This window comes from Thermus islandicus DSM 21543, from assembly GCF_000421625.1.
Classification (GTDB): domain Bacteria; phylum Deinococcota; class Deinococci; order Deinococcales; family Thermaceae; genus Thermus; species Thermus islandicus.
Genome location: NZ_ATXJ01000001.1, coordinates 80,053 through 106,366, shown reverse-complemented (window position 1 = coordinate 106,366; position 26,314 = coordinate 80,053). Strand labels below are relative to the sequence as shown.

The following is a 26,314-nucleotide window of genomic DNA, read 5'->3' as shown; positions in this document are numbered from 1 at the left end:
GGCCCATTGTAGGGAAGGGGCCGGGGTAAAACCACCCCCGGCCCCAGGACCCCTTGGGGGCTCAGGGCCTCTGCGCCTCCTTGAGGATGTCGGCGGTGATGACCACGAGGAGCTCCCGGTCCGTGGTCTCCCCCGTGCGCTGCTTGAAAAGCTCCCCGATCAAGGGGATGTCCATGAGGAGGGGCACCCCCTGGACGGTCTGGTTGTTCTCCTGGGAGGTGAGGCCGCCCAGGACCACGGTCTGGCCGTCCTTGACCCTTAGGGTGGTGGTCACCACCTGTTTGGTGAAGCGGTCCACGTCCCCGTCCACGGGGTTCCTTTGGACGTTCCCCGAGACCTCGGCCTTGAGGTTGAGGAGGATCTGGCCGTCGGCGGTGATCTGCGGGGTCACCTCCACGATGATGCCGATGTCAAAGGGCACCCGCTCCACCTGGTTGCCCACCACCCGGCGGATGAGGAAGGTCTCGCCGGACTGGAGCCGGGCGGTCTGGTTGTTGAGCACGGTCTGGTTCACGTCCCGCAGGGCCCGGGAAAGCCCCTGGCGCTGGAGGGCATCCAGGGTGGCCACGATGTTGAGGGCGGCGAGGCTTCGGGTGGCGTCAAAGATGAGGGAGAGGCCCGAGTCCAGGATGCTGGCCACCACGTTTCCCCCGGCGATGGTGTTCCACTTAATGCCGAGGCTGCGGGTGAGGTTGGACTGCACCTCCTGGATGCGCACCCTCAAGGCCACCTGGGGCACCGCCTGGTCCAGCTTGGGGATGAGGCCCTCCACCAGGGCGAGCTCCTCCTGGGTGCCCGTCACGATCAGGGTGTTGGTGCGCTCATCCGCCACCACCGTGGCCTGGCGGGGCGGCGCCTGGGGCTTTTCCCCTTGGGGGGCCTGGGCCTTCTGTGCCTGCAGGGCCTCCTGGAGGACCTTGGCGAGCTCGCTGGCCTTAGCGTTGGAGAGCTGGTAGGCCCGCTGGAAGACGGGCGGCCCCTGCTCGGGGGCGCGGTCAATCTGGGCGAGGAGGCTTTCCACCTCGGCCAGCTGCTTCTCCGTGCCCCGCACCGAGAGGACGGGCTGGCCCGGGACGGTCTGCACCACGATCCCCGGCACCTCCCGGGCGAGGAAGGGGGCCACCTTCTCGGCGTCGGCGAAGCGCAAGGGGTAGAGGCGCCGCACGGTGGTTTCCTTGGGCGGGGCCGCCTGGCTCACCACGTCGGCGGCCTTCAGGACCTCGGCGAAGAAGGCCTGGTCGGCCTCTGTGGCCTCGAGGAGGAGGGCCTTGGGGTTGCCGGGGACGCTCTCCAGGCGGGCTGCCTTAAGCTCCTTCTCCAGGAAGGGCTTGAGGCGGGCCTGGGCCTCCTCAAAGGTGAGGTTCTGGAGGGCGTAGACCCGGCGCACGGTCTTGGGGGCGTCGGCGGCCTTGAGGAGCTCGGCAAGGCGGGCATGGTCCTCCTCGGTGGCCAGCACCACCGCCTTTTTAGGATCGGTGGGCACCACGCTCACCTGGGCCCCGGGCACCTGGCTCTGGAGGAAGGCGAGGAGCTCGGGGAAGGTGGCGTAGTTGAGGGCATAGGTCCTTTCCACCCGCGGCTTGGGCTGGGCCAGGGCCGGGAGGGGACGGAAGTCAATCCCGGCCCGCCTTAGGATGTCGGAGAAGCGGGCGTGCTGTTCGGGGGTGGCGAGGACCGAGAGGATGGCCTTGAGCCTTCCCCCTTCCTCCACCACGATCCAGTTCACGTTGAGCCCGGCGGCCTCGCGGGAAAGGAAGGGGAGGAGGTCGTTCTGGACCCAAGCCTTGGCGCCCTCAAGGTTGACCACGGTGCGGGTCTGCCCCTGGGCATCGGTTTCGGTGCGCTTGTAGGCGATCTCGGGAATGCCCACGAGGTAGGGCTTACGCTCCATGGCCCCGGCGCGGCTCGGGGCGTCCACCAAGGCGGTGATCACCTGGGTGGGGGCCACCACCACCACGTCCGGGGGCAGGAGGAGGTAGTCCAGGTTGTACTGGGTGCCGTAGGTGGCGAAGAGGAGGTCCCACACCTCCCGGAAGGGCCTGCCCTGGAAGTCCAGCTTGACGTTGGGCAGGGGGGGCTGGGCCTTGGCCGGGTCCCCCGTGGGGTCAAAGGCCCGGTAGATGAGGGGCTGGAGGCCCACGCTCTTGGCCAGGGCCTCCAGGACCACGTCCAGGGGCAGGGTGAGCCCGGCCTTGAGCTGGCTTTCCGATACCTGAAGGTTGACCTTGGCTTCAAAGCGGGGCTCGTTCGGGAGGCTTCCCGCCAGGGCGTAAAGGCCTAAGGCGACGAGGGCCATGGCCCAGGGCTTGATAAGGGTTCCTTTCACCGTTCACCTCCGGTTTGCGCTACCAGGGGAATCTCCAAGGTTTCGTCCTTGAGGGCGAGGACCACCCGGTCGCCCTCTATGCGGCGGACCACCGCCTCGCTCCCGGGAATGGGGCTTCCCACCGGGAGGACCAGGTACCCTTCCCTGCTCTCCAGGATGGCCACGCTCACCGGGCCTAGAAGGGTGCCCGAGAGCTTCAGGCCCTTGGCCTCCACCAGGGCCTCGAGGGGGGTCTTGGCCGGGGCCTGCTTAGGGGCCTCCCTAGCCCCGCCCGCTTCCTGGGGCAGGGGCGCCTCCACCAGGGAGGCAGGGGCTTCCGGGGCCACGGGGGACTCGGGATAGCTCCCTTGGCCGAGCCCCGGTGTCCCTGGGAGGGCGGGCCGCACCACCTTGGGGGGCGGGAGGGCCCCGGCGCTCCCTGGAAGGGGCGTAGGCCCCGAGGAGAGGCTCGGGGTGGGCAGGGGGGTGCCCTGGCTTACGCGCACGGGGGCGCCCCGGGGCACGGGGGTGGGCCGGAGGGTAGGGCTTGGGGCAGGCAGGGGAGCGGGGGGCGGGGCCTCCACCAGAAGGGGAACGAAGGGGTTCGGGGGCGGGCTCTCCGGCCGGGCCTGGGGCACGGGAAGGGGAGCGGGCTTGACCTCTTGGGCGGTGGGGGCCGGGGTCTGGGGCGAGGAAGGGGAGGGTTTGGGCGCTTCGGTCCCCTCGGCCAGCGGGGGGATGGGGGGCGCCTCGAGGGCCTTGGGAGCCTCCGGGGCCCTGGGCTCGAGGGCGGGGGCTTGGGTGGCCGCCGGGACCTGGGAGGGGAGGTAGAAGGCCACGTACCAGAGGCTTACGGCGGAGACCAAAAGGAGCCCCGCCAGGAGGAGCTTGGTGGACTGGGGAAGGTTCTTCCAAGCGGCGTTAAGGCGCTCCAGGACCTCTCTCACCGTCCACCTCCTTGCCCGGTCTTGGGGGGGGCCTGGGCCTCGAGGTCCTTGGCCAGCATGTAGAGGGTGAGGGTGAGGCTGGTGGCCAGGGGAGGGTTGGGGCTTTGGCCTTGGACGCTCAGGTTGAGCCCGGAGAGGGAGCTGAACCGGGAAAGGCCCTCCAGCCGCCGCAGGTAGGCGAAGGTCTCCGGGAAGGGGGCCTCGAGGGAAAGGGCCAGGTTCACCGCCCGCACCTCCGGGACCGGGGCCGAGGTGGGGGAGCGGGTGAAGGAGCGCACCACCACCCCGCTCCTTTGGGCCTCCCCCAGGATCTCCGAGAGCACCTGGGCGAGGCGCTCCTCCTTGGGCAGGGCCCGGAGGAAGGCCTGCCTTTCCGCCTGGAGGGTGGCGATGGCCGCCCGGAGCTCGGGGAGGGCCCGCTGGGCCTGGCGGCCCCGGTCCCGCTCGGGGATGAGGGTCGCGATCTCCTGCCGCACCGCCTCGGTCTCCTGCCGCAAGGGGGCGATGAGGAGAAAGTACCAGAGGAGGGCCACCACTAGGGTCAGGGCCATGGCGATGAGGGCCCACTCCCGCTGTCCCAACCTAGCGAGCACCTTCCTCACCTCCCAGGGCACCCACGCGGGCGCTAAAGGTGTAGGTTCCCCGGTTCGGATCCAGGGAAGCCCCCTGGAACTCTATGCCGAAACGGGGCGAGGCCTCAAAAGCCTGGACGAAGCGCACCAGGGCGGCCTGGTTTAGGGCCTCCCCCTGGATGGAGAACTCCACCCGCACCCGCTTGCCGTCAAAGGCCCCGCTTTCCGCCTGCCTGGCCGCCTCCTCTTCGGAAAGGGCCCGGGTGCCTACGGAGCGGAGGGCCACGGGGAAGCGCCCGCCCTCCCGGGGGATCTGCCCGATGAAGGCGGCCAGGTAGTCGGACCAGGGCACGAACCCCTTGCGCAGGCCTTCCCGGATGGCGAGGAGGGCCTCGAGGGCCTTCCTTTCCCGCACAAGCCGGTTCTGCTCCGCTATAAAGGGCTTCAAGGCCTCCACCTCGGCCCTCAGGGCGTCCCGCTCCTCCTTGGCCAGGGAGAGCTCCGTGTAGGCGGTGTAGTGGAGGAAGCCCAGGGTGAGGAAGACCACCAGGGCCAAAAGGCTCGCCACAAGACGCCACCAACCCGGCTCCACGCGGCGCCGGAGGGTTTTGGGCAGGAGGTTGAGCCTAATCAAGGGGGCTCACCCCCCTCAGGGCGAGGCCCACGGGCACGATGAGTTCGGGCCCCATCTCCTTGAGCTTCTCGGGGTCAAAGCGCCGGGGGTCCGCCTGGATCCCCTGCCAAGGGTCCGGTGTGGTGAAGCTCACCCCCAGGATGTCCGTGAGGAGGGTGGCGAGGCCCCTCAGGCGGCTTCCGCCCCCGTAGAGGTAGCCCGCCTCGGGCTGAACGTCCCCGAGCTGCACCCGGAAAAACTCCAGGCTCCTCCGGATTTCCTGGGTGAGGTCCACCAGGACAGGGCGGATGGCGTCGTAGATTTTGGCGGGGCTGTACCGCTCCCTTTCGGCGTCAAAGTCCAGGAGGAGCTCCTCGTCCTCGGTGGGAAGGGTGGCGAGGCCGTAGGTGCGCTTCACCTCCTCGGCGGTGAGGAAGTCCAGGCCGAAGCTCTTTCCTATGGCCTCGGTGAAGTCCTTGCCGGACAGGGTCAGGACGCGCACGGCCAGGGGACGGTCCCCCTTGGCCAGGACGAGGCTGGTGCTCTCGGCGCCGATCTCCACGGCCACCGTGACCCGCTCGGGGTCCTGGGTGAGCTCCGCTTCCAGAGGGTAGAGCCCGGCGAAGGGCTTCACGTCCAGCACCACCGGGATGAGGCCCGCCCCCCTCAGCGCCTCAATGAGGGAGGCCACCGCCTCCTGTCGGGCCGCGGCCACCATGACCTCCACCTGCTCCCCCTCGGGCACCTCGGCAAGCGGGTCCAGGGGGGCGAAGTCCAGGATCACCTCGTCTATGGGGAAGGGAATGTACCGCTCCGCCTCCCAGCGCACCGCCTCCTCCATCTCCTTGGGGGGCATCTTGGGCACCTGGAGGGTGCGCAGGATCACGCTGGAGTTGGGCACGGCGCTCACCACGTACCGCTTCCGGGTGCGGGCCTCGGCCAGGAGCTCGCGGATCTCCTGGGCCAGGGCCTGGGGCTCCGTGACCATCCCCTCCACCACGGTGCCCGGAGGCAGGGGGCGGGAGGCCAGGGCCCGCAAGGTGGGGGGTTGGCCCGAGAGCTCCACCAGCTTCAGGCTGGACGCCCCCACCTCGAGCCCCAGGGCCTCTACCCGAGGTTTGAATAGCTTGCTAAAACCTGAGAACACAGCACCTCCCTTTAGCTTGGCCCACCTGGGCTGGAGTCATAGCCGAACCTGCCCATAGTGTATCCTGTCCAGGCCAAAATGGGAATGCCCTTCCCTCGCCTCCATCTTACTCCGCTTTCGGCCCAAGAAAACCCCCCGGATGGCTCCGGGGGGCAGGGGGCAGGGAAGGCCTAAAGGGTTTGCAGCGCCTCCACCACCTTCTGGGTGAAGGCTTCCGTGGTGGCGTTGCCCCCGAGGTCTGGGGTGCGGGGGCCCCTCTCCAGCACCAGGTCCACCGCCTTCTCCACCTTCCTCGCCGCCTCCTTCTCCCCCAGGTAGTCCAGCATCATGGCCGCGGAGAGGATGGCGGCCGTGGGGTTGGCGATGCCTTTCCCGGCGATGTCGGGGGCGGAGCCGTGCACCGGCTCAAAGACCGCGGTGGTGTCCCCGAGGTTCCCCGAGGGGGCAAGGCCCAGGCCGCCCACGAGCCCGGCGGTGAGGTCGGAGAGGATGTCTCCCAGGAGGTTGGTGGTGACGATGACGTCAAAGCGCTCGGGGCGCATCACGAGCTGCATGGCGCAGTTGTCCACGATGATGTCCTGGACGTTGACCAGGGGGAAGTCCCTGGCCACCTCCTTGACCGTGTCCAGGAAAAGCCCCTGGGTGAGGGGGAGGACGTTGGCCTTGTGGGCGATGTGGAGGGTCTTCCGGGGGCGGCCCTCGGCGATCCTCAAGGCGGCCCGCGCGATCCTTTCGCTCGCCTTCTTGGAGATCACGGCATCGGCGATGGCCACGTCCAGGTAGCGCCTTTCCTGCTCCACATAAAGCCCCTCGGTGTTCTCCCGGACGATGACGAGGTCCACGCCGGGGCGGCTTTGGGGAATGGGCCGGCTCTTGGCGGGGCGGATGTTGGCGTAGAGGTCCAGCCTGCGCCTCAGGTAGCGGATGGCCCCGAAGAAGCCCGGCACCTTGCGCGTGGGGCTCGTGGCTGCCCCGAAGAGGGTGGCGTGGCAGGAAAGGATTTTTTCCACGGTTTCCTCGGGCACGGAGGTGCCTCTTCGCTCAAAGGTCTCCCAGCCCGCCTCGGCCTCCACGAACTCCAGGGGGAGGCCCGTGGCCTCCAGCACCCTCCTCGCCGCCGGGACCACCTCGTGGCCGATCCCGTCCCCCTCAATCAAGCAGATGCGGTACGCCATGGTTCCTCCTCGGGGGGCTTCCCCCTTAGGGAATATACACTACACAGGGAGGCGCTCAACTCCGGAGGGCGAGGAGGCCGAGGACCAAAAGGAAAAAGGCCAGGACCCTCAGGGCCGCCTGGCGCGGGGACAGGCGGAAGCGCCCGGCCTTCAGCGCGCCCTCCACCACCACCCCGGCGATCCCCAGGAGGATGAGGGCGTCCCCGGGGCTCACCACCTTGCGCAAGGGGGGCAGGAGGATCACGTCCCCCAGGAAGGGGAGGCGGGTGTGCTCGTCCAGAAGGGCGTGGACCGCGTCCCCCTTGCTTTTTAGAATGGGCTCAAAATCCGCGATCCCCGCCCGGTGGAGGGCCTCGAGGCTCACCGGCATGTGCCCTCCATTGGCGAAGATGACGAGGGTGTTGAGGAGGAGGCCCAGAAGGACCGCATAGAGGCTTTTGAGGTGGCGGTTCTGGGAGAGGCCGTACCCCACCAGGAGGAGGACCAGGGCCTTGGCGAGGGGACCCGCCCACTCGGGCCGGAAAAGCCCCCGATACGTGCCGTAGGCCAGCCCCCCCTCCAGGAGGGCGGCGAGGAGGAAGGCCCAGGCCGCTCTTAGCTCTATCCCTCCGAGGTCCTTGAGCCGGGCTCCGAGGGCGAGGGCGAGGCCGAATCCGAAGAGCGCGGCGTAGAGGTAGAGTGTGATACCGATCCCTCCTTTGCTTCCAGGTAGGCCTGGCGGTCGCGCCAGATGGGGTTCTGCTCCCAGAGTTCGGTGAAGGCCTCCACCAGCCTGGGGTCAAACTGGTGCCCGGAGAGCTCCTGGACCTCCCTTAGGGCTTCCTCGGGGGTCTTGGCCTTACGGTAGGGGCGGCCTGCGGTCATGGCCTCGTAGGCGTCGGCCAGGCCTACGATGCGGGCCTCCTCGGGGATCTCCTGCCCGGCGAGCCGCTTTGGGTAGCCCCGGCCGTCCCAGCGCTCGTGGTGGTAGAGGATGACGTTGTAGACGAGCAGGTCAAAGGCCACCTTCCGGGCCGGGGAGAGGAGCTCGGCGCCCCGGGTGGTGTGGCTTTGGATGAGGCCGTACTCCTCTGGGGTCAAGGTTCCCGACTTGAGGAGAAGGTGCTCGGGGATGGCGATCTTGCCGATGTCGTGGAGCCTCGAGGCCCGGTAGACGGCCTGGGCGTAGGCCTCGTCCCCTCCCTTCACCTTCCTGGCCAGGTCGCGGGCGATGTCCGCCACGCGCTCCGAGTGCAGGCGGGTCATGGGGTCCTTGGCCTCGAGGGCGTTCATGAGAAGCTCCAGGGTGGTGTCAAAGGCCTGCTCCAGGCGCACCTTCTCGTCCCAGTAGAAGCGGCTGTAGTAGAGGGGGATGAGGAAGAAGAGCACCGTCCACCCGCCCCACCCTGCGAGAAGGGGCGTCTCGTAGGCCCGGGCCAGGAGGAGGGCGAGGGGGGAGAGGAGGAGGTAGCTCAGGGCGAGCCAGCTGAAGTTTTTTCGCCACGCCTCACGCCAGCTAATCTTGTTGGCGAGGGAAATGGCGGTGGTCACCAGGGTGGTGTTGGCGAGAAAAAAGGCCAGGGAGGCCGCGGCGATGCCCACCCCTGCGGAAAGATTCCAGGAACCCATGTAAACGGGGTTCTGCTGAAAGAACTGCCAGGCCAGGGCCGCCAGGGCGGTGGCCAGGCCGTTCTGGGAGCGATTGAAGAGGCTCTTGTACCAGACTTTTCCACTCCACTGGAGAGCAAAGCTCAAGATGGGCGAAACCCAAGGGGGCGTGAACACAGCTAAAGCCAGGGCGAAGATGAAGAACTGGCTCATGCTGGCGCTTAAAGGGAGGGGGACCCGCACAGACACGCTCCAAAGCATGAGCGCGCCCCAGAAAAGCAGGTCCAGAAGGCCCAAGCGAAGGGGCATGCCCCCGTAGGCCCAAAGCAGAAAGCTCTCCAGGGCCAGGAAGCCCAGGAAGGCTGAGAGGACCAAAAGGAGCACCCGCGGCGGGGGAAGCTCCAGGCGTTTAAGGGCCATGGTGGCCTGAGTGTAGCAAATCCCCCTCCCCAGGGCAAGAGAAAAAAAGGCCAGCTAAGCTGGCCTCCCCTTTACTCCCAGTTCGCAGAAGCCCCAGCCGCAAGCCCGAGCGCGATCAAGCTGCTGAGAAGCACCAACACGCGAGCGATCAGCTTCTTCATCTTCATCCCTCCTTTTCCTCCGCTTCCGGGGGATCGGCCCCGTTTGCTTGTCTTCCACTCTAGGGGGTCGGGTCAATGCTGTCAAGGGGGGAAGAATAAGTATGGGCACGGCAAAAACTGCTTCTATCCTCACAACTAATTGGAACCGGTCAGATTTTCACTACCCAGCTTAGCACACCCGGTGCCGGCTGGGTAGTGGCCTTGTTGGGCGGGGGGAAGCCTCGGGGGGCTTGGGGGGAATGGCTTACAAAATACACGGGCCCGAGGGGGAAAGACTCCCCCCGCGGACCCAAGAATGCACCCGCTTTAACCCACCCCTGGAATGCACGGGCAATACCAAAAAATACCCACAAATGCCCAAAAAATCCTTGCCCCCAATGCCGCCCCGGAATAGCCCGAGAGGAAGCACCTGATGCCCTCGCTTCTCACCCCCTTGGGGACATTGTAGCACCTGGGCCCGGAAGACGGCCCTGGACCTTTCCCCGGGGAGCCTTTACCCTGAGGAACATGTACGAGGGGAAGATCCTCTACGAGGGGCTCACCTTTGACGACGTCCTCCTTTTGCCCGGCTACTCGGAAGTGCTGCCCAAGGAGGTCTCCGTCAAGACCCGGCTCACCAAGCGGCTTTCCCTGAACATCCCCATCCTCTCCGCGGCCATGGACACGGTGACCGAGGCGGAGATGGCCATCGCCATGGCCCGGGAGGGGGGGCTTGGGGTGATCCACAAAAACCTCTCCATTGAGGCCCAGGCGGCCATGGTGCGCAAGGTAAAGCGCTCCGAGGCGGGCATGATCCAAGACCCCGTGACCCTCCCCCCCACGGCCACCCTCGAGGACGCCGAGCGCCTCATGCGGGAGTACCGCATCGGGGGGCTTCCCGTGGTGGACCTCTACGGGAAGCTCTTAGGCCTCGTCACCAACCGGGACATCCGCTTTGAGCGGGACCTGAAGCGCCCCGTCACCGAGGTCATGACCCCCCTGGAGCGCCTCATCACCGCGGCCCCCGGGACCACCCTCGAGGAGGCCGAGGAAATCCTCAGGCGGCACAAGGTGGAGAAGCTTCCCCTGGTGGACGAGTCGGGGAGGCTAAAGGGCCTCCTCACCCTGAAGGACATCGTGAAGCGCAAGCAGTACCCCAACGCGGCCAAGGACGCCCTGGGCCGCCTTCTGGTGGGGGCGGCGGTGGGGGCCTCCAAAGACCTCCCCGAAAGGGCCCAGGCCCTGGTGGAGGCGGGGGTGGACGTTTTGGTGCTGGACTCGGCCCACGGCCACTCCAGGGGGGTTCTGGAGGCCCTCCTTTACCTCAAGGAGACCTTCGGCGAGAAGGTGGAGGTCGTCGCCGGGAACGTGGCCACCCGGGAAGGGGCTAGGGCCTTGGCCGAGCGGGGGGCGGACGCGGTGAAGGTGGGCATCGGCCCCGGCTCCATCTGCACCACCCGGGTGGTCACGGGGGTGGGGGTGCCCCAGATCTCCGCCATCCTCGAGGCCGTGGCCGGGGTGGAAGGCCTAGACGTACCGGTCATCGCCGATGGGGGCATCAAGTACACGGGGGACGTGGCCAAGGCCCTTGCCGCCGGGGCCCACACGGTGATGCTGGGGAGCATGCTGGCGGGCACGGACGAGGCCCCGGGGGAGGAGGTCTTAAAGGACGGGAGGCGGTACAAGCTCTACCGGGGCATGGGCTCCTTGGGGGCCATGCGGCAGGGCTCCGCCGACCGCTACTTCCAGGACCCCGGAAGGGGGGAGACCGAAGCCAAGAAGCTCGTGCCCGAGGGGATTGAGGGCATGGTACCCTACAAGGGCCCGGTGGCCGACGTCCTCTACCAGATCGTGGGGGGCCTGCGGAGCGCCATGGGCTACGTGGGGGCCCCCGACATTGAAACCTTCCGCCAGAAGGCCCGCTTCGTGCGCATGACCATGGCCGGGCTCATTGAGAGCCACCCCCACGACGTGGTGGTGGTCAAGGAGGCCCCCAACTACTCCCGCTAGCCGAAGAGCTTGTCAAAAGCCTCCCGGCTCCCCTTCTTGGGGACCAGGCGGTAGGTGCCCTCCTTCTCCTCCAGCCGCCCCTCCTCGGCCAGGGCCTTCAGGGTGTCCAGAAGCTCCTTTTTGGAGAAGGGTTCCCCTTCCTCGTCCAGGTAGCGCTGGATCTCCTGGAAGGTGGCGAAGCGGAGGGCCTCGAGGGCGCGCATGACCCAGGCCTTGCGGTCCATGCCACCATCCTACCCCGGGGGCTTGGGGCATGCTGAGGGGGTGGACCCCTACCGGGAGTACCAGGACTACGTCATGGCCTCGAGGCTCCTCGTGGCCCTGGGGCTTTCTCGGGAGATCCTGCCCCTCTCCCAGTACGCCCGGCTCCGCCTGCGGCGCCTCCGGCTTGCCCGCGGTCACGCGGAAGCGCACCTTGAGGGGCGGTGGTCGGCCTTGGAGGGGCTGGACGAGCGCCTGCGCTACGGGTTCTGGACCAACCCCCTACGGCTTAGGGAGTTCCTGAGGAGGGCTCCCGATGCCCCCTATTTGGCCTCCCCCGAGGCCTTTGAGGCCCTCCTCTTTCCGGAGGAGAGGGCCAGGCTCCGCTACCCCGGCCAGGCGGGGGAGTACTACCTGGGCTTCCTCCGCCTCCCGCACCTCCTCATGGACCCCTGGGCCTTTGAGGAGGCTCTGAGGGAGCAGGAGTCCCGGGGCGAGGCCCTGCCCCTCTTCCTCAACGCCTTTCACCGGGTACCCGGCTGAGCGCCGGGGTCCGGGCCTTAGGGCAGGAAGCGGCTTCCCTCCTCCCCCCGCAGCACCCCTTCCAGGACACCCGGCCCTCCCTTGGCGATGGCCGCCCAAGGGGCCCCGGCCCGGAGGGCGGCAAGGGCCGCCTCCACCTTGGGGATCATGCCCCCCTGGATCACCCCCGCCCCCTTTAGGGCCTCCACCTCTTCGGCCGTGAGGCGGGGGATACGGGTCCTAGGGTCCTTGGGGTCCCGGTAGACCCCCTCCACGTCGGTGAGGAAGACCGCAGGCCAGCCCAAAGCCCCCGCCACGGCCCCTGCGGCGGTGTCCGCGTTCACGTTCAAGGGGCCCTCCTCGTCCAGGGCGATGGGGGCAAGGACGGGGGTGTAGCCCTTCTCCAGGAGGTCCTGGAGGAGGCCCGCCTCCACCCCCACCACCTCCCCCACCCGGCCGAGCCCGGGGAGGGGCTGGCCCTTTAGGCAGAGGGCATCCCGGCCTGAGAGGGCGAGGGCCCGCCTGCCCCTTCGGGAAAGCCCGGAGGCCAGGCGCTTCCCGATCTGGGTGAGGACCATTTCCACCACCTCCACCTGCTCCGGGGGGGTGACCCTGAGCCCTCCCACGAAGCGGGTTTCCATGCCCAGCCGGGCGAGCCAGGCCCCGATCTCGGGCCCCCCTCCGTGGACCAGGACCAGGGGGCCCGGGTACCGGGCCAGGGCCTCCAGGAGGGTTTCGGGGGCACCGAGGCTTCCCCCCACCTTCACGAGAAGGGGCTCACTCAAGGTAGACCACCTCCTCGGGCAGGCCCTCCTCCTCCTCGGCCTCGAGGAGGTCCAAAAACCCCAGGGCGGCGTGGTCCGGGTGGAGGCCGAAGGGGGCCGCCAGGGCCTGGACCGCGCCCAGGGGGGGGAGGGCCCGGGCGGCCTCCAGAAGGGGAAGGAGCTCCTCGGGGCCGGAGAGGGCCTCCCCCAGCTCAGGGCCCTGCCTAAGCTCTGCCCGCACCTCCCCTCCTTCCGCCAGGAGGAAGAGGAGGTCCTCCTCCGCCCGGACCAGGAAGGCCAGGGCCGGTCCCAGGTGGGAGAGCGCCTTCACGAAGGCCCGCACCTCCTCCGGCTCCTCCTGGGCCTCGAGGGCCTCGTGGTAGAGGCTCACCCATGGGGGGTCGGGCACCAGGTAGACCCCGGCCCCCCCCGTCCGTCCCCGGGCGAAGGCCGCCGCCTCCTCGAGGGGGGCCCGCACGTGAAAGGAAAGGAAGCTCCGCACCAACCCCTATACTAGCCTCTGTGAGCGCCCTTTACCGCGCCTTCCGACCCCTCACCTTCCGGGAGGTGGTGGGCCAGGAGCACGTGAAGGAGCCCCTGGAGCGGGCCATCCGTGAGGGGCGCTTGGGCCACGCCTACCTCTTCTCCGGGCCCCGGGGGGTGGGCAAGACCACCACGGCCAGGCTCCTCGCCATGGCCGTGGGGTGCCAGGGGGAAGGGGAGCGCCCCTGCGGGGTCTGCCCCCACTGCCAGGCGGTGCAGAAGGGCGTCCACCCCGACGTGGTGGAGATTGACGCCGCCAGCAACAACTCCGTGGAGGACATCCGCGAGCTCAAGGAAAGGATCCTCCTCGCTCCCCTTTCCGCCCCCAGGAAGGTCTTCATCCTGGACGAGGCCCACATGCTCTCCAAGAGCGCCTTCAACGCCCTTCTGAAGACCCTGGAGGAACCCCCACCCCACGTCCTCTTCGTCTTCGCCACCACCGAGCCGGAGAGGATGCCCCCCACCATCCTCTCCCGCACCCAGCACTACCGCTTCCGCCGCCTAAAGGAGGAGGAAATCGCCTCCAAGCTGAGGCGGATCCTGGAGGAGATGGGCCGGGAGGGGGTGGAGGAGGAGGCCCTCCTCCTGGTGGCCCGGTTGGCCGATGGGGCCATGCGGGATGCGGAGAGCCTCCTGGACCGCCTCCTCCTCCTGGAAGGCCCCCTCACCCGGGCCCGGGTGGAGGAGGCCTTGGGCCTCCCGCCGCGGGAGGCCCTCGCCCGCCTCGCGGAGGACCTGGCCCAGGGGCGGGTGCGGGAGGCCCTGGAGGAGGCCCGGGGGCTTTACGAGCAGGGCTTCGCCCCGAGGAGCCTGGTGGGCGGGCTCATGGAGGTGCTGCGGGAGGGGCTCTACGCCGCCTACGGCCTCGGGGGGGCGCGCCTCCCCATAGGCCCTGAGGCCCTTCTCCAGGCCCTTACCCGGCTGGACGAGTCCCTGGAGCGCTTGAGCAGGCGCTCGGACCTCTTGGCCCTCGAGGCCGCCCTCCTCCACGCCTTCGCCGGGGCCGAAGCCTCCTTGCCTCTCCCCAAGCGCGAGCTCCCCGAGCCTCCCCAGGTCCCCCCTCGCGAACCTCCTCCCGAAACGGGCCTAGACCAGGACCTTTCCGAAAGGTGGCGGGCCTTCCTGGAGGCTTTGAAGCCCACCCTGCGGGCCTTTGTCCGGGAGGCCAGGCCCCACCTGGAAGGGGCCACCCTGGTCCTCCGCTTCCCCGAGGGCAAGGCCTTCCACCACAAGCGGGCGGAGGAGCAAAAGGCCGCCCTCCTGCCCCTGGCCCGGACCCACCTGGGGGTGGAGGAGGTGGCCTTCCTCCTAGAAAAAAAAAGCCTGAACCCCCCTAGCCCCCCGCCCCGGGCCGCCCCTGCGCGGCCGGAGGCCACCGAACCCGCCCTACCCGACCCCCCCGCTCCCTTGGAGGAAGGGGAGGGGACGGAGGCCCTGGAGGAGGACCCGGAGCGGGCTCTGGCCCGCCTCACCCGGCTCCTTGGGGCCAGCCTCCTCTGGGTGCGAAGGCCCAAGGCCCCGGAGGCCGCCCAACCCCCGAGCGAGGATGCCATAGGGGGTAATGGTATATAATGCTCCCATGACCAGGACCACCGAGCTGGGGCAAGACACGGTGGAGAACATCCTCAAGCGCCTTAAGCGTATAGAGGGGCAGGTGCGGGGCCTGCAGAAGATGGTGGCCGAGGGTCGGCCCTGCGATGAGGTCCTCACCCAGATGACGGCCACCAAGAAGGCCATGGAGGCGGCGGCCACCCTGATCCTGCACGAGTTTCTGAACGTCTGCGCCGCGGAGGTCTCCGAGGGCAAGGTGGACCCCAAGAAGCCCGAGGAGATCGCCACGATGCTGAAAAAGTTCATCTAAAGGGATGCCTTTTCTGGGGCGGCTTCGGCGCCTCCTCTGGGCTCTCCTTGTCCGTGAGGCTCCGGACGACGCCTTTGCCCTGGGTTTCCTGGTGGGGGAGGAGCGGGAGCTTTACCTCTCCATGGACCCCCGGGACCGGGCCCACGGGGTGCGGGTGGCGAGGAGGCTAATCTCCCTTTACCCCGAGGCTCCGGACTTCGTGGTGCGGGCCGCCCTTTTGCACGACGCCGGCAAGGCCCTAAGGCCCTACTGCCCCCTGGAAAGGGTCCTCACCGGGATCTACGCCCCCCCCGTGCCCCCCTACCCCTTGCGCGGGGGGCTTTTCGGAGCCTTCCAGGTGCGCCGCCACCACCCCCTCTACGCCGCCCTGCGCCTCCAGGACCCCCGGGTGCGGGCCTTGGTCCTGGAGCACCACGCCCCGCGGAGCCTGTGGGGGAGGCGGCTTCACCAGGCGGACCAGGAGGAGTGAAACCACCCCGTGGGGGCCCTGGTAGAAAGTCCTCTTTTGGGAGCCTAGGAGCGCAGGAACCAAGGGCAAAGGGTAAGAGGCCCTCCGCCTTGTGGCCCCACCCCTAGCCAAGCCCGACCCAGAAGGAGTAGGGTATCGGAGAGCAAGGGAGGGCTTATGGACGACTTCACTTGGCGCGTGGGCGGCCCCCAGGGGGGCGGGATAGAGACCGCGGCCACCCTCTTCGCCCGGGCCGCGGGCAAAGGGGGGTGGTGGGTGGCCACCAAGCGGGAGTACCACTCCAACATCATGGGGCGGCACTCCTACCTGGACGTGCGGCTTTCGCGAAAACCCGTGGCCTCCTTCCGGGACCGGGTGGACTTCCTGGTGGCCCTGGACGGGGAGACCCTGGCCCGCCACCTGGGCGAGGTGCGGGAAGGGGGGGTGCTCCTCTACGACCCCAAGGTCTTGGACCTCACGGTCCACAAGCTCCCCATGCTGGACCACCGGGTGGCCGAGGACCTCTCGGAGCGCCTAGGCCGGGAGGACCCGAGCCTTAGGGAGGTCCTCCAGGCGTACGTGGGGGCCGGGGTCCAGCCCCTGCCCTACCCCTATGAGGAGGTGGCGGACCGGATCGGGGCCGAGCTCGGGGTGCCGCCCCTCCAGGCCCGGCGTGCCCTGAACACCATCGCCGTGGCCGCGAGCCTCCGCTTCTTGGGCTACCCCTTAGAGCCCCTCCTCGAGGCCCTGGCCCTCCAGTTCAAGGGAAAGGTCCTGGAGCTCAACCAGAGGGTGGCCGAGGCCGTCTACCGGGGGGAGGCCCCGCGGCTTCCCTTTGGCCTCTCCCTGAACGGCTACGAGGCGGGCCGGATCTACCTCACCGGGGCCCAGGCCGCCGCCTTGGGGAAGCTTGCCGGGGGCCTCCGCTTCCAGACCTACTACCCCATCAGCCCGGCCACGGACGAGTCCGTCTTCCTCGAGGCCCACGCCCACCTTCCCGGAGCGGACGTGGCCGTGGTCCAGACCGAGGACGAGATCGCCGCCGTGACCATGGCCATCGGGGCGGCCCTCGCCGGGGCCAAGGCGGCCACCGCCACGAGCGGCCCCGGCTTCAGCCTCATGGCCGAGGGGATGGGCTTCGCCGGGATGGTGGAGGCCCCCCTGGTGGTGACCCTCTACCAGCGGGGCGGGCCCTCCACGGGCATGCCCACCCGGACGGAGCAGGGGGACCTCGGGTTCGCCCTGAGGGGCGGGCACGGGGAGTACCCCAGGCTCGTCCTGGCCTCGGGGGACCTCCTGGACGCCTTCTTGGATGCCCAGAAGGCCCTGGCCTGGGCCTGGCGGTACCAGACGGTGGTGGTCCACCTCCTGGACAAGTTCTTGGCCAGCACCGGACAGATCCTCCCCAAGGAGGCCCTGAAGCCCCTGGCCCTGGACGGGGAAAGGCGCCTTGCCCCCAGGGAGGGGAAGCCCACCCCCTACGCCCGCTACGCCCCCACGGAGGACGGCATCTCCCCCTTCGCCCCCCTGGGCACGCCCGGGGTCTTCTACTGGATGACCTCGGACGAGCACGACCCCCTGGGGCACATCACCGAGGACCCCGTCCTCCGGGAGGCCCAGATGGAAAAGCGCATGCAGAAGCTCCTCACCGCCCGGAAGGAGATCCCCCTCGCCGACCAGTACACCCTTTTCCGGGACGGGGAGGTCCTGGTCCTGGGCTTCGGCTCGGTGAAGGGCACCCTCCTCGAGGCCTTAGAGCACCTCGAGGGGGTGGGGTACCTGCACCTAAGGCTCCTCTGGCCCTTTCCGGAGATCGCCCACCTCCTGGAGGGGAAAAGGCTCGTTACCGTGGAGCACAACTACTCGGGGCAGCTCGCCGACCTGGTCCAGCAGGAGACCCTGAAGAAGGTCCACCACCGGGTGGTGAAGTACAACGGCCGGCCCATCACCCTGGAGGAGGCCGTGGAGGCCCTGAAGGCCGTGAAGAAGGGCCAGGCCCCGGGGAGGATCGTGCTCAGGAAGGGGGTGTAGCGTGGTAGAGCTCAAGCTTACCGACTACAAGGCGGACAAGCATCCGGACTGGTGCCCAGGCTGCGGGGACTTCGGCATCCTCTCGGCCCTGCAGATGGCCCTCTTTGAGCTCAGGCTGGACCCGAGCCGGACGGTGGTCTTTTCGGGGATCGGCTGCTCGGCCAAGACCCCGCACTACCTGAACACCTACGGGGTCCATACCCTCCACGGCCGGGTCCTCCCCATCGCCCAGGGGGCCAAGCTCGCCAACCCCCACCTCACCGTGGTGGCCGTGGGGGGGGACGGGGACGGCCTGGGGATCGGGGCCGGGCACTTCGTGGCCGCGGGGCGCCGGAACGTGGACCTGCTCTACATCCTCTACGACAACGAGGTCTACGGCCTCACCAAGGGCCAGGCGGGCCCCACCTTGGGCTTCGGGGAGAAGACGAAGAGCCTCCCCAAGCCCAACCCTCAGGGGCGGATCAACCCCCTCCTGCTCGCCTTCGCCGCCGGGTACACGTGGATCGGCCGGGGCTACGCCTACGACGTGAAGGGCTTGAAGGAGCTCATCAAGGCGGGGATGGGGCACAGGGGCCTCGCCTTCCTCCACGTCCTCCAGCCCTGCCCCACCTACAACGACCTCCACACCAAGGAGTGGTTCGCCCCCCGCCTCTACAACCTCCAGGAGGAGGGTTACGACCCCCAGGTGCCCCCGGGCCTTCCCCCGGAGGCGCTGGACCGGAGGATGGCGCTTTTCCAGGAGAAGGCCCTGGAGTGGGGGGAGCGCATCCCCGTAGGGGTCTTCTGGAAGGCGGAGGCGCCCACCTTTGAGGAGCGCCTTAGGGCCTACCTGCCCCGCTACCCCGAGGTCTACCCGGCCCGGGGTCCGGAGGAGCCCCTGGACCTCGAGGGCCTCCTCCAGGAGTTCGCCCTCTAATCCCACCCCATGCGGGCTTGGGCCCGCATGGGGGCCCCGGTAGAAAGTCCCTGCGAGGATAGGAGCGCAGGAATCAAAGGCAAAGGGTGTGAGGGGCCCGGATAAGCCTCTGGGGGGTGGCGATGAGCTGGACCCGCCGCTCCGGGGCCACGGGGAGCCTGGGGTAGACCATGACCGGGTGGGCCAGGGTGGCGAAGGGGGCCTCCACCCTAAGCCAGCTTTGGGGGAAGCCGTAGCCCTTCCCCACCCACCCTCCCTCCTCGTCCACGGCCACGGCCCCGATGAGGACGAGGTCTATGGGCTGGCCCTCGAGCCCCGCCCGCACCCCGTAGCGGTAGGCCTCCCGCACCCGCTTAAGGCGCTTTGGGTCCAGGTCCTTAAGGAGGAGGAACTCCCCCGGGCGGTCGGGGTGGGGGAGGAGGAGGGCCTTGCCCTGCCTCAGCGCCTCCTCCCGCAGGGGCTTCAGCACCGCGTCCATCCCCACCAAGAGGAGCCTCGCCCCCTGGAACTCCGGGGCCTGCATCAGCCTCTCCGCCGCCCGCCTCGCCCCCAGGAAGTTGGGGTGGTGGCCGTGGGGGGGCGTGGGGTGGAGGGCCAGGTCGTGGCGGGCCAGGAAGTTCCAGACCTCCTCGCGAAGCTCCCCTAGGGTCATGCTTCCAAAAAGTGAAGGGAAACGCCGGGGAGGAGGCCTTGGGCCTGGCCCTCGAGGGCGCTTCGGTACAGCCTTTTGTCGGCGGTCCAGAAGGCCCCCTGAAACCCCTCGGCCAGGGCCAGGTAGTGGGCGTCGTAGGTGGCCCTTAGGCCCAGGGCCCAGGCCAGTTCTAAGGCCCGGGTATAGGTCCAGGGCTCGGCGAAAAACCGGACCCCAAGCCTCTGGAGGTGCCCCAGGAGGGTCTCGGCCTCGGCCAGGGTCATCTCCCCGGCGAGGGCGTAGCGGTAAAGGGCCTTGGCTGCTTCATAAAGGGCCAGGGTGGGGGCGGCGAGGAGGTGGTCTTTCTGCCTCCAGTTCCGGTAGAGGCGCACGGCTTCGGCCTTGGGGTCGGCCGCCAAGAGCAGGCGGAGAAGGAAGCTAGCGTCCAGCACCACCCAGCTCACGGTTCTGCTCCTCCCTCAGGGCGGAAAGCACCTCCTCAGGGGGTGTCAGGGGTCTGCCCAAGCGGGCGCGGACGGCCCGGTTAAGGGAGAGAACGGCTTCCAAGGGGTCCTCCTTCCCCGCGGTGAGGTGGGCGTAGGCCTTCACAGAGAGGATGACCGCCTGCGGCCTGCCCCGCCCCTCCACCACGATCACCTCCCCTTCCTCCACCCGCCTCAGCACCTCGCCGAAGTGGACCCGGGCTTCGGTGGCGCTGAGGGTGCGTTTGCGATGCATCATTTCATGCATTAGTTTACCCGCCCCGGTCCCTTCCCGCAAGGTAAACTGGGGACCATGGGCCGTAAACCCCGCTTCGCCCACCTGCACCAGCACACCCAGTACTCCCTCCTGGACGGGGCGGCGAAGCTCTCCGACCTCCTCCAGTGGGTGAAGGAGACCACCCCCGAGGACCCCGCCCTGGCCATCACCGACCACGGGAACCTTTTCGGGGCGGTGGAGTTCTACAAGAAGGCCACCGAAATGGGCATCAAGCCCATCCTGGGCTACGAGGCCTACGTGGCGGCGGAGAGCCGCTTTGACCGCAAGCGGGGGAAGGGCTTAGACGGCGGCTACTTCCACCTCACCCTCCTCGCCAAGGACTTCCGGGGCTACCAGAACCTGGTCCGCCTGGCGAGCCGGGCCTATCTGGAAGGCTTTTACGAGAAGCCCCGCATTGACCGGGAGATCCTAAAGGAGCACGCCGAGGGCCTCATCGCCCTCTCCGGGTGCCTGGGGGCCGAGATCCCCCAGTTCATCCTCCAGGACCGCCTGGACCTGGCCGAGGCCCGGCTTCAGGAGTACCTTTCCATCTTCGGCGACCGCTTCTTCATAGAGATCCAAAACCACGGCCTCCCCGAGCAGCGGAAGGTCAACGAGGTCCTCAGGGAGTTCGCCCGGAGGTACGGCCTGGGCCTGGTGGCCACCAACGACGGCCACTACGTAAAAAGGGAGGACGCCCGGGCCCACGAGGTCCTCCTCGCCATCCAGTCCAAGACCACCCTGGACGACCCCGAGCGCTGGCGCTTTCCCTGCGACGAGTTCTACGTGAAGACCCCCGAGGAGATGCGGGCCATGCTCCCCGAGGCGGAGTGGGGGGACGAGCCCTTTGACAACACGGTGGAGATCGCCCGACTCTGCAACGTGGACCTCCCCATCGGGGACCGGATGGTCTACCGCATCCCCCGCTTCCCCCTTCCCGAGGGGCGCACCGAGGCCCAGTACCTCATGGAGCTCACCCTGAAGGGCCTCCTCAAGCGCTACCCCGACCGGATCACCGAGGGGTTTTACCGGGAGGTCTACCGCCTCATGGGGAGGATCCCCCCCCACGGGGACGGGGAGGCCCTGGCCGAGGGCCTGGCCCAGGTGGAGCGGGAGGCCTGGGAGGGGCTCATGGGGAGGCTTCCCCCCCTCGAGGCGGTCCGGGAGTGGACGGCCGAGGCCATCCTGCACCGGGCCCTTTACGAGCTTTCCGTCATTGAGCGCATGGGTTTCCCCGGCTACTTCCTCATCGTTCAGGACTACATCAACTGGGCGAGGGGCCGCGGGATCTCCGTGGGCCCCGGGCGGGGGAGCGCCGCTGGGAGCCTGGTGGCCTACGCCGTGGGGATCACCAACATTGACCCCTTACGCTTTGGCCTCCTCTTTGAGCGCTTCCTGAACCCCGAAAGGGTCTCCATGCCCGACATTGACACGGACTTCTCCGACCGGGAGAGGGACCGGGTGATCCAGTACGTGCGGGAGCGCTACGGCGAGGACAAGGTGGCCCAGATCGGCACCTTTGGCAGCCTCGCCTCCAAGGCGGCCCTGAAGGACGTGGCCCGGGTCTACGGCATCCCCCACAAGAAGGCGGAGGAGCTGGCCAAGCTCATCCCGGTGCAGTTCGGCAAGCCCAAGCCCCTCCAAGAGGCGGTCCAGGTGGTGCCGGAGCTTAAGGCGGAGATGGAGAGGGACGAGAGGGTCCGCCAGGTGATTGAGGTGGCCATGCGCCTCGAGGGCCTGAACCGCCACGCCTCCGTCCACGCCGCCGGGGTGGTGATCGCCGCCGAGCCTTTAACGGACCTCGTCCCCCTCATGCGGGACCAGGAGGGCCGGCCCGTGACCCAGTACGACATGGGGGCGGTGGAGGCCTTGGGGCTTTTGAAGATGGACTTCCTGGGGCTTCGTACCCTCACCTTCCTGGACGAGGTCAAGCGCATCGTCAAGGAGTCGCGGGGGGTGGAGTTGGACTACGACCGCCTCCCCTTGGACGACCCCAAGACCTTCGCCCTCCTCTCCCGCGGCGAGACCAAGGGGGTCTTCCAGCTGGAGTCCGGGGGGATGACGGCCACGGTGCGGGGATTGAAGCCCAGGCGGGTGGAGGACATCATCGCCCTGGTTTCCCTCTACCGTCCGGGGCCCATGGAGCACATCCCCACCTACATTCGCCGCCACCACGGGCTGGAGCCCGTGAGCTACAGCGAGTTCCCCCACGCCGAAAAGTACCTCAGGCCCATCCTGGACGAGACCTACGGCATCCCCGTCTACCAGGAGCAGATCATGCAGATCGCCTCCCAGGTGGCGGGGTACTCCCTGGGGGAGGCAGACCTGCTCAGGAGGGCCATGGGGAAGAAGCGGGTGGAAGAAATGCAGAAACACCGGGAGCGCTTCGTCCGAGGGGCCAAGGAGCGGGGCGTGCCCGAGGAGGAGGCCAATCGCCTCTTTGACATGCTGGAGGCCTTCGCCAACTATGGCTTCAACAAGTGCCTGCCCGCGAGGGCCAAGGTGGTGGACTGGCGCACCGGGAGGGTCGTGAGCGTGGGGGAGATCGTCCGGGGCGAGGCGCAGGGGGTCTGGGTGGTCTCCTTGGACGAGGCCCGCCTCCGCCTGGTGCCGAGGCCCGTGGTGGCGGCCTTCCCAAGCGGGAGGGCTCAGGTCTACGCCCTCCGCACCGCCACGGGTAGGGTCCTGGAGGCCACGGCCAACCACCCCGTCTACACCCCTCGAGGGTGGCGGCCCCTGGGGGCCTTGGCCCCGGGGGACTACGTGGCCCTGCCCCGCCACCTGCCCTACCGGCCTTCGGCCCACCTCGAGGACCACGAGCTGGACCTCCTGGGCTTCGCCCTGGCCGAGGGGAACCTCCGCCATTCCTCCGGCTTCTACCTCTACACCTCCTCGGAGGAGGAGCTCGCCGCCATGGAGGAGGCCCTGAAGCGCTTTCCCAACACCCGCACCCGGGTGGCCTGGCGTCGGGGCGTAGCCCACCTTTACGTGGGCCGCGAGGACCGGAGGGTGGAGTCGGGGGCGGTGGCCTTTCTCAAGCGGATGGGGCTTCTGGGGCTTGGCGCCAGGACCAAGCGCCTTCCGGAGGAGGTCTACCGCCTGCCGCCCGAGGAGGTGGCCCGCTTCCTGGGACGGCTTTGGACCGGGGGCGGCGGGGTGCACCCCAAGGGCCGGCTCATCCACTACGCCACCGCCTCCTTGGACCTGGCCCGGGGCGTGCAGCACCTCCTCCTCCGCCTCGGGCTTCAGTCCCGCTTGGTGGAGAAGCGCTTCGCCGGGGGGCGCAAGGGGTATGGGGTCTACCTCCTGGGGGGCTTTGAGGCGGCCCACCGCTTCGCTGAGGCCCTAGGCCCTTACCTCCTGGGGAAGAGGCGGCAGGACCTGGAGACCCTCCTCGCCTCCTGGGGGGCGGCGGGCCGGAGCACCAAGGACGTCCTGCCCCTGGCCTTCCTGGAAGAGGTGAAGGAGGAGGTGGCCCGGGCGGCCCAGGGCCAGGTGGCGGCCTTCCTGAGGGAGGCGAGCCTGGCCGAGGGGCTTCTCCGCCCAGGCCGGGGGAGGCGCGGGCTTTCCCGGGCTACCCTAGAGCGGCTTGCCGCCCTCACGGGAAGCCTGGCCCTCCTCCGCCTGGCCCAGGCCGAGGTCTACTGGGACCGGGTGGAGGCGGTGGAGCCCTTGGGCGAGGAGGAGGTCTTTGACCTCACCGTGGAGGGCACCCACACCTTCGTGGCCGAGGACCTCGTCGTCCACAACTCCCACGCCGCCGCCTACAGCCTCCTCTCCTACCAGACCGCCTACGTGAAGGCCCACTACCCTGTGGAGTTCATGGCCGCCCTCCTCAGCGTGGAGCGGCACGACTCCGACAAGGTGGCGGAGTACATCCGGGACGCCCGGGCCATGGGCATAGAGGTCCTGCCCCCGGACCTCAACCGCTCGGGTTTTGACTTCAAGGTGGTGGGGAAGGAGATCCTCTTCGGCCTCTCGGCGGTGAAGAACGTGGGGGAGGCGGCCGCCGAGGCCATCCTTAGGGAGAGGGAGCGGGGGGGGCCTTATCGGAGCCTCGGGGACTTCCTGAAGCGCCTGCCCGAGCAGGTGGTGAACCGGCGGGCCCTGGAGTCCTTGGTCAAGGCCGGGGCCTTGGACGCCTTTGGGGACCGGGCGAGGCTCCTTGCCTCCCTGGACCCCCTCCTCCGGTGGGCGGCGGAGAGCCGCGAAAGGGGCCGGTCTGGGCTCGTGGGCCTCTTCGCGGAGGTGGAGGAGCCCCCCCTGGTGGAGGCCCCCCCCTTGGACGAGATCACCCGCCTGCGCTATGAGAAGGAGGCCCTGGGCATCTACGTTTCCGGCCATCCCGTGCTCCGCTACCCGGGCCTGAGGGAGGTGGCGAGCTGTGCGCTGGAGGAGCTTTCGGAGTTCGTGCGCGGGCTTCCCGGCCGCCCGAGGGTGCTCCTTGCGGGCATGGTGGAGGAGGTGGTGCGCAAGCCCACCCGCTCGGGGGGGATGATGGCCCGCTTCACCCTCTCGGACGAGACGGGGGCCTTGGAGGTGGTGGCCTTCGGCCGGGCCTACGAGGGGGTTTCCCCCAAGCTCAAGGAGGATGTCCCCCTCTTGGTCCTCGCCGAGGTGGAGCGGAACGAGGAGGGGCTCCGGGTGGTGGCCCAGGCGGTCTGGACCCACGAGGAGGTGGCGGAGGCCCCTAGGGCCCTGGAGGTGGAGGTGGACCACGCCCTCCTGGACGAGCGGGGAGTGGCCCTCCTCAGGAGCCTTCTGGACGAGCACCCGGGGACCCTTCCCCTGTACCTTAGGGTCCAGGGCCCCTTCGGCGAGGCCCTCTTCGCCCTCCGGGGGGTCCGGGTGGGGGAGGAGGTGCTGGCGCCCCTCGAGGCCGAGGGCTTCCGCGCCTACCTGGTACCGGACCGCGAGGTCTTCCTCCAGGGAAATGGGGGCGGCCAGAAGGAAGAGGTGGTTCCCTTCTAAACCCCCCGGAAAACCTTGGGAGGGAAAGGAAAAAGGGGCTGGGTTTGACCAGCCCCTTCGCTCAAGCGGCCTTGCAGCGACCTTCTACCGGGACCCCATGGGGTGGGATTAGAAGTCCATGTCCCCGGCGCCCGCGGGGGCGGGGGTGGACTCCTTCTTCTCGGGCTTCTCGGCCACCACCGCCTCGGTGGTGAGGATGAGGGAGCCGATGGAGGCGGCGTTCTGCAGGGCGGAGCGGGTCACCTTGGCGGGGTCCACGATGCCCGCCTCCACCAGGTCGCGGAACTCCCCGGTGGCGGCGTCAAAGCCGAAGCGGGGGTTCTTGCTCTCCGCCAGGATCTTCTGCACGATGACGGAGCCCTCGTAGCCGGCGTTCTCCGCGATCTGGCGGGCGGGCTCCTCCAGGGCCCGGCGCACGATCTTGGCCCCGGTGGCCTCGTCCCCCTCCAGCTTCTTGAGGAGCTCCTCCACCGCGCCGATGGCCCGGAGGAGGGCCACGCCGCCGCCCGGGACGATCCCCTCCTCCACCGCGGCCCGGGTGGCGTTCAGGGCGTCCTCAAAGCGGTGCTTCTTCTCCTTGAGCTCGGTCTCGGTGGCGGCGCCCACCCGGATCACGGCCACCCCGCCCGCGAGCTTGGCCAGCCGCTCCTGGAGCTTCTCCTTGGCGTACTCGCTGTCAGTGGTCTCCAGCTCCTTCTTGATGCCGTTGATCCGGGCCTCGATGTCCTCCTTCTTGCCCTTGCCGCCCACGATGGTGGTCTCGTCCTTGGTGATCCGCACCCGCTCGGCCCGGCCCAGCATGGAGAGGGTGGCGTTCTCCAGCTTGAAGCCGAGCTCCTCGGAGATCACGGTGCCGCCCGTGACCGCGGCGATGTCCTTAAGCATCTCCTTCCTGCGGTCGCCGAAGCCGGGGGCCTTCACCGCGGCCACGCTCAGGGTGCCCCGGAGCTTGTTCACCACCAGGGTGGCGAGGGCCTCGCCCTCCACATCCTCGGCGATGAGGAGGAGGGGCTTGCCGGTCTGGGCCACCTGCTCCAGGATGGGGAGGAGCTCGCGGACGTTGGAGACCTTCTTCTCCACGATGAGGATGAAGGCGTCCTCGAGGACCGCCTCCATGGCCTCGGGGTTGGTGACGAAGTAGGGGGAGATGTACCCCTTGTCAAACTGGTACCCCTCCACGAACTTCAGCTCGGTCTCCAGGCTCTTGGACTCCTCAACGGTGATGATCCCCTCCTTCCCCACCTTCTCCATGGCGTCGGCGATGAGCTTGCCGACGTCGGGGTCGTTGGCGGAGATGGTGGCCACCTCCTCAATGGCCTTGCGGTCCTCCACGGGGATGGCCAGGGAGCGGATCTTCTCCACCGCGGCCTCCACCGCCTTCTCAATGCCCCGCTTGAGGGCGAGGGGGTTGGCCCCGGCGGCCACGTTCTTCAGGCCCTCCCGGACGATGGCCTGGGCCAAGACGGTGGCCGTGGTGGTGCCGTCGCCGGCCACGTCGTTGGTCTTGGAGGCCACCTCCTTGAGGAGCTGGGCCCCGATGTTCTCCAGGTGGTTCTCCAGCTCAATCTCCTTGGCCACCGTCACCCCGTCCTTGGTGATGGTGGGGGAGCCGAACTTTTTCTCCAGGACCACGTTCCGGCCCCGGGGGCCCAAGGTGACCTTCACCGCATCCGCCACCGCGTTCACGCCGCGCTCCAAGGCCCGGCGGGCTGCCTCGTCAAACACCAGGATCTTCGCCATGGTTCACCTCC

General features: G+C 68.7%; 23 protein-coding genes. 8 read left to right on the top strand and 15 right to left on the bottom strand.

The features are described 5' to 3' along the window. Positions 1–61: 61 nt before the first annotated feature. The 8 genes from H531_RS0100520 to H531_RS0100485 form a co-directional block, all read right to left on the bottom strand. Entirely contained in the window at positions 62–2,296 is a 2,235-nt protein-coding gene (locus H531_RS0100520; RefSeq protein WP_156860438.1) for a secretin GspD/PilQ domain-containing protein, read from the bottom strand. Positions 2,297–2,322: 26 nt separating this feature from the next. Next, positions 2,323–3,252, bottom strand: a complete 930-nt coding sequence (locus H531_RS0100515) for a hypothetical protein (RefSeq protein WP_022797414.1) — start codon at positions 3,250–3,252, stop codon at positions 2,323–2,325. Further along, positions 3,249–3,845 carry a type IV pilus inner membrane component PilO gene (locus tag H531_RS0100510; RefSeq protein WP_028490562.1) on the bottom strand — a complete coding sequence of 199 codons (597 nt, stop codon included), beginning with the start codon at positions 3,843–3,845 and terminating at the stop codon, positions 3,249–3,251. The genes H531_RS0100515 and H531_RS0100510 overlap by 4 nt, the downstream gene beginning before the upstream one ends. Continuing rightward, a complete protein-coding gene (locus tag H531_RS0100505) occupies positions 3,835–4,458 on the bottom strand; it encodes a hypothetical protein (RefSeq protein WP_022797412.1) in 624 nt (207 codons plus the stop codon). Before H531_RS0100505 ends, H531_RS0100510 begins: the two co-directional genes overlap by 11 nt. Beyond that, positions 4,451–5,584, bottom strand: coding sequence for a type IV pilus assembly protein PilM (pilM, locus tag H531_RS0100500; protein WP_022797411.1), 1,134 nt, complete (start codon positions 5,582–5,584; stop codon positions 4,451–4,453). The genes H531_RS0100505 and pilM overlap by 8 nt, the downstream gene beginning before the upstream one ends. Positions 5,585–5,754: 170 nt before the next feature. Next, entirely contained in the window at positions 5,755–6,759 is a 1,005-nt protein-coding gene (locus H531_RS0100495; RefSeq protein WP_022797410.1) for a homoisocitrate dehydrogenase, read from the bottom strand. A gap of 55 nt (positions 6,760–6,814) precedes the next feature. Next, positions 6,815–7,309, bottom strand: a complete 495-nt coding sequence (locus tag H531_RS0100490; RefSeq protein ID WP_028490561.1) for a DUF5317 family protein — start codon at positions 7,307–7,309, stop codon at positions 6,815–6,817. A gap of 50 nt (positions 7,310–7,359) precedes the next feature. Further along, a complete protein-coding gene (locus H531_RS0100485) occupies positions 7,360–8,766 on the bottom strand; it encodes an HD-GYP domain-containing protein (protein ID WP_022797408.1) in 1,407 nt (468 codons plus the stop codon). A 668-nt stretch (positions 8,767–9,434) separates the two neighbouring features. On the opposite strand from H531_RS0100485, the gene guaB reads away from it, so the two are divergent. Next, positions 9,435–10,916, top strand: a complete 1,482-nt coding sequence (gene guaB, locus H531_RS0100475) for an IMP dehydrogenase (RefSeq protein WP_022797406.1) — start codon at positions 9,435–9,437, stop codon at positions 10,914–10,916. Here guaB and H531_RS0100470 read toward each other — a convergent pair. Then, positions 10,913–11,140 carry a hypothetical protein gene (locus H531_RS0100470; RefSeq protein WP_022797405.1) on the bottom strand — a complete coding sequence of 76 codons (228 nt, stop codon included), beginning with the start codon at positions 11,138–11,140 and terminating at the stop codon, positions 10,913–10,915. The two genes, guaB and H531_RS0100470, sit on opposite strands and share 4 nt — an antisense overlap. A gap of 40 nt (positions 11,141–11,180) precedes the next feature. On the opposite strand from H531_RS0100470, the gene H531_RS0100465 reads away from it, so the two are divergent. Next, positions 11,181–11,660 (top strand): hypothetical protein, encoded by a 480-nt coding sequence (locus H531_RS0100465; RefSeq protein WP_022797404.1) that lies wholly within the window; start codon positions 11,181–11,183, stop codon positions 11,658–11,660. A gap of 17 nt (positions 11,661–11,677) precedes the next feature. On the opposite strand, the gene argB is transcribed toward H531_RS0100465, so the two are convergent. Both argB and H531_RS0100455 read right to left on the bottom strand, forming a co-directional pair. Next, positions 11,678–12,424, bottom strand: coding sequence for an acetylglutamate kinase (gene argB, locus H531_RS0100460; protein ID WP_022797403.1), 747 nt, complete (start codon positions 12,422–12,424; stop codon positions 11,678–11,680). After that, complete coding sequence (locus tag H531_RS0100455; protein WP_022797402.1) at positions 12,417–12,908, bottom strand: hypothetical protein; 492 nt, start codon at positions 12,906–12,908, stop codon at positions 12,417–12,419. The genes argB and H531_RS0100455 overlap by 8 nt, the downstream gene beginning before the upstream one ends. Positions 12,909–12,925: 17 nt before the next feature. Here H531_RS0100455 and dnaX point away from each other — a divergent pair, with 17 nt between their 5' ends. From dnaX to H531_RS0100430, 5 genes are all read left to right on the top strand, one after another. Beyond that, positions 12,926–14,518, top strand: coding sequence for a DNA polymerase III subunit gamma/tau (dnaX, locus tag H531_RS0100450; RefSeq protein WP_022797401.1), 1,593 nt, complete (start codon positions 12,926–12,928; stop codon positions 14,516–14,518). 7 nt (positions 14,519–14,525) lie between these two features. After that, positions 14,526–14,807, top strand: a complete 282-nt coding sequence (locus tag H531_RS0100445) for a metal-sensitive transcriptional regulator (RefSeq protein WP_022797400.1) — start codon at positions 14,526–14,528, stop codon at positions 14,805–14,807. A gap of 4 nt (positions 14,808–14,811) precedes the next feature. Further along, positions 14,812–15,276: a hypothetical protein gene (locus tag H531_RS0100440; RefSeq protein WP_022797399.1), complete on the top strand. Its 465-nt coding sequence runs from the start codon at positions 14,812–14,814 to the stop codon at positions 15,274–15,276. 156 nt (positions 15,277–15,432) lie between these two features. Further along, entirely contained in the window at positions 15,433–17,286 is a 1,854-nt protein-coding gene (locus H531_RS0100435) for a 2-oxoacid:acceptor oxidoreductase subunit alpha (protein ID WP_022797398.1), read from the top strand. A 1-nt stretch (position 17,287) separates the two neighbouring features. Further along, entirely contained in the window at positions 17,288–18,202 is a 915-nt protein-coding gene (locus tag H531_RS0100430) for a 2-oxoacid:ferredoxin oxidoreductase subunit beta (RefSeq protein WP_022797397.1), read from the top strand. Between the two features lie 73 nt (positions 18,203–18,275). On the opposite strand, the gene H531_RS0100425 is transcribed toward H531_RS0100430, so the two are convergent. Genes H531_RS0100425 through H531_RS0100415 form a run of 3 tightly spaced genes read right to left on the bottom strand, consistent with a single transcriptional unit; the run spans position 18,276 to position 19,571 of the window. Continuing rightward, positions 18,276–18,854, bottom strand: coding sequence for a 5-formyltetrahydrofolate cyclo-ligase (locus H531_RS0100425; protein WP_022797396.1), 579 nt, complete (start codon positions 18,852–18,854; stop codon positions 18,276–18,278). Further along, positions 18,851–19,297: a type II toxin-antitoxin system VapC family toxin gene (locus H531_RS0100420; RefSeq protein WP_022797395.1), complete on the bottom strand. Its 447-nt coding sequence runs from the start codon at positions 19,295–19,297 to the stop codon at positions 18,851–18,853. The genes H531_RS0100425 and H531_RS0100420 overlap by 4 nt, the downstream gene beginning before the upstream one ends. Next, positions 19,272–19,571 carry a type II toxin-antitoxin system prevent-host-death family antitoxin gene (locus H531_RS0100415; protein WP_245540642.1) on the bottom strand — a complete coding sequence of 100 codons (300 nt, stop codon included), beginning with the start codon at positions 19,569–19,571 and terminating at the stop codon, positions 19,272–19,274. The genes H531_RS0100420 and H531_RS0100415 overlap by 26 nt, the downstream gene beginning before the upstream one ends. 57 nt (positions 19,572–19,628) lie before the next feature. Between H531_RS0100415 and dnaE the strand changes: the two genes are divergently transcribed. Then, positions 19,629–24,563: a DNA polymerase III subunit alpha gene (gene dnaE / locus H531_RS0100410; protein ID WP_022797393.1), complete on the top strand. Its 4,935-nt coding sequence runs from the start codon at positions 19,629–19,631 to the stop codon at positions 24,561–24,563. Between the two features lie 108 nt (positions 24,564–24,671). Here the strand turns inward: dnaE and groL are convergent, their stop codons facing one another. Then, positions 24,672–26,303: a chaperonin GroEL gene (gene groL / locus H531_RS0100405; RefSeq protein WP_022797392.1), complete on the bottom strand. Its 1,632-nt coding sequence runs from the start codon at positions 26,301–26,303 to the stop codon at positions 24,672–24,674. Positions 26,304–26,314 lie beyond the last annotated feature (11 nt).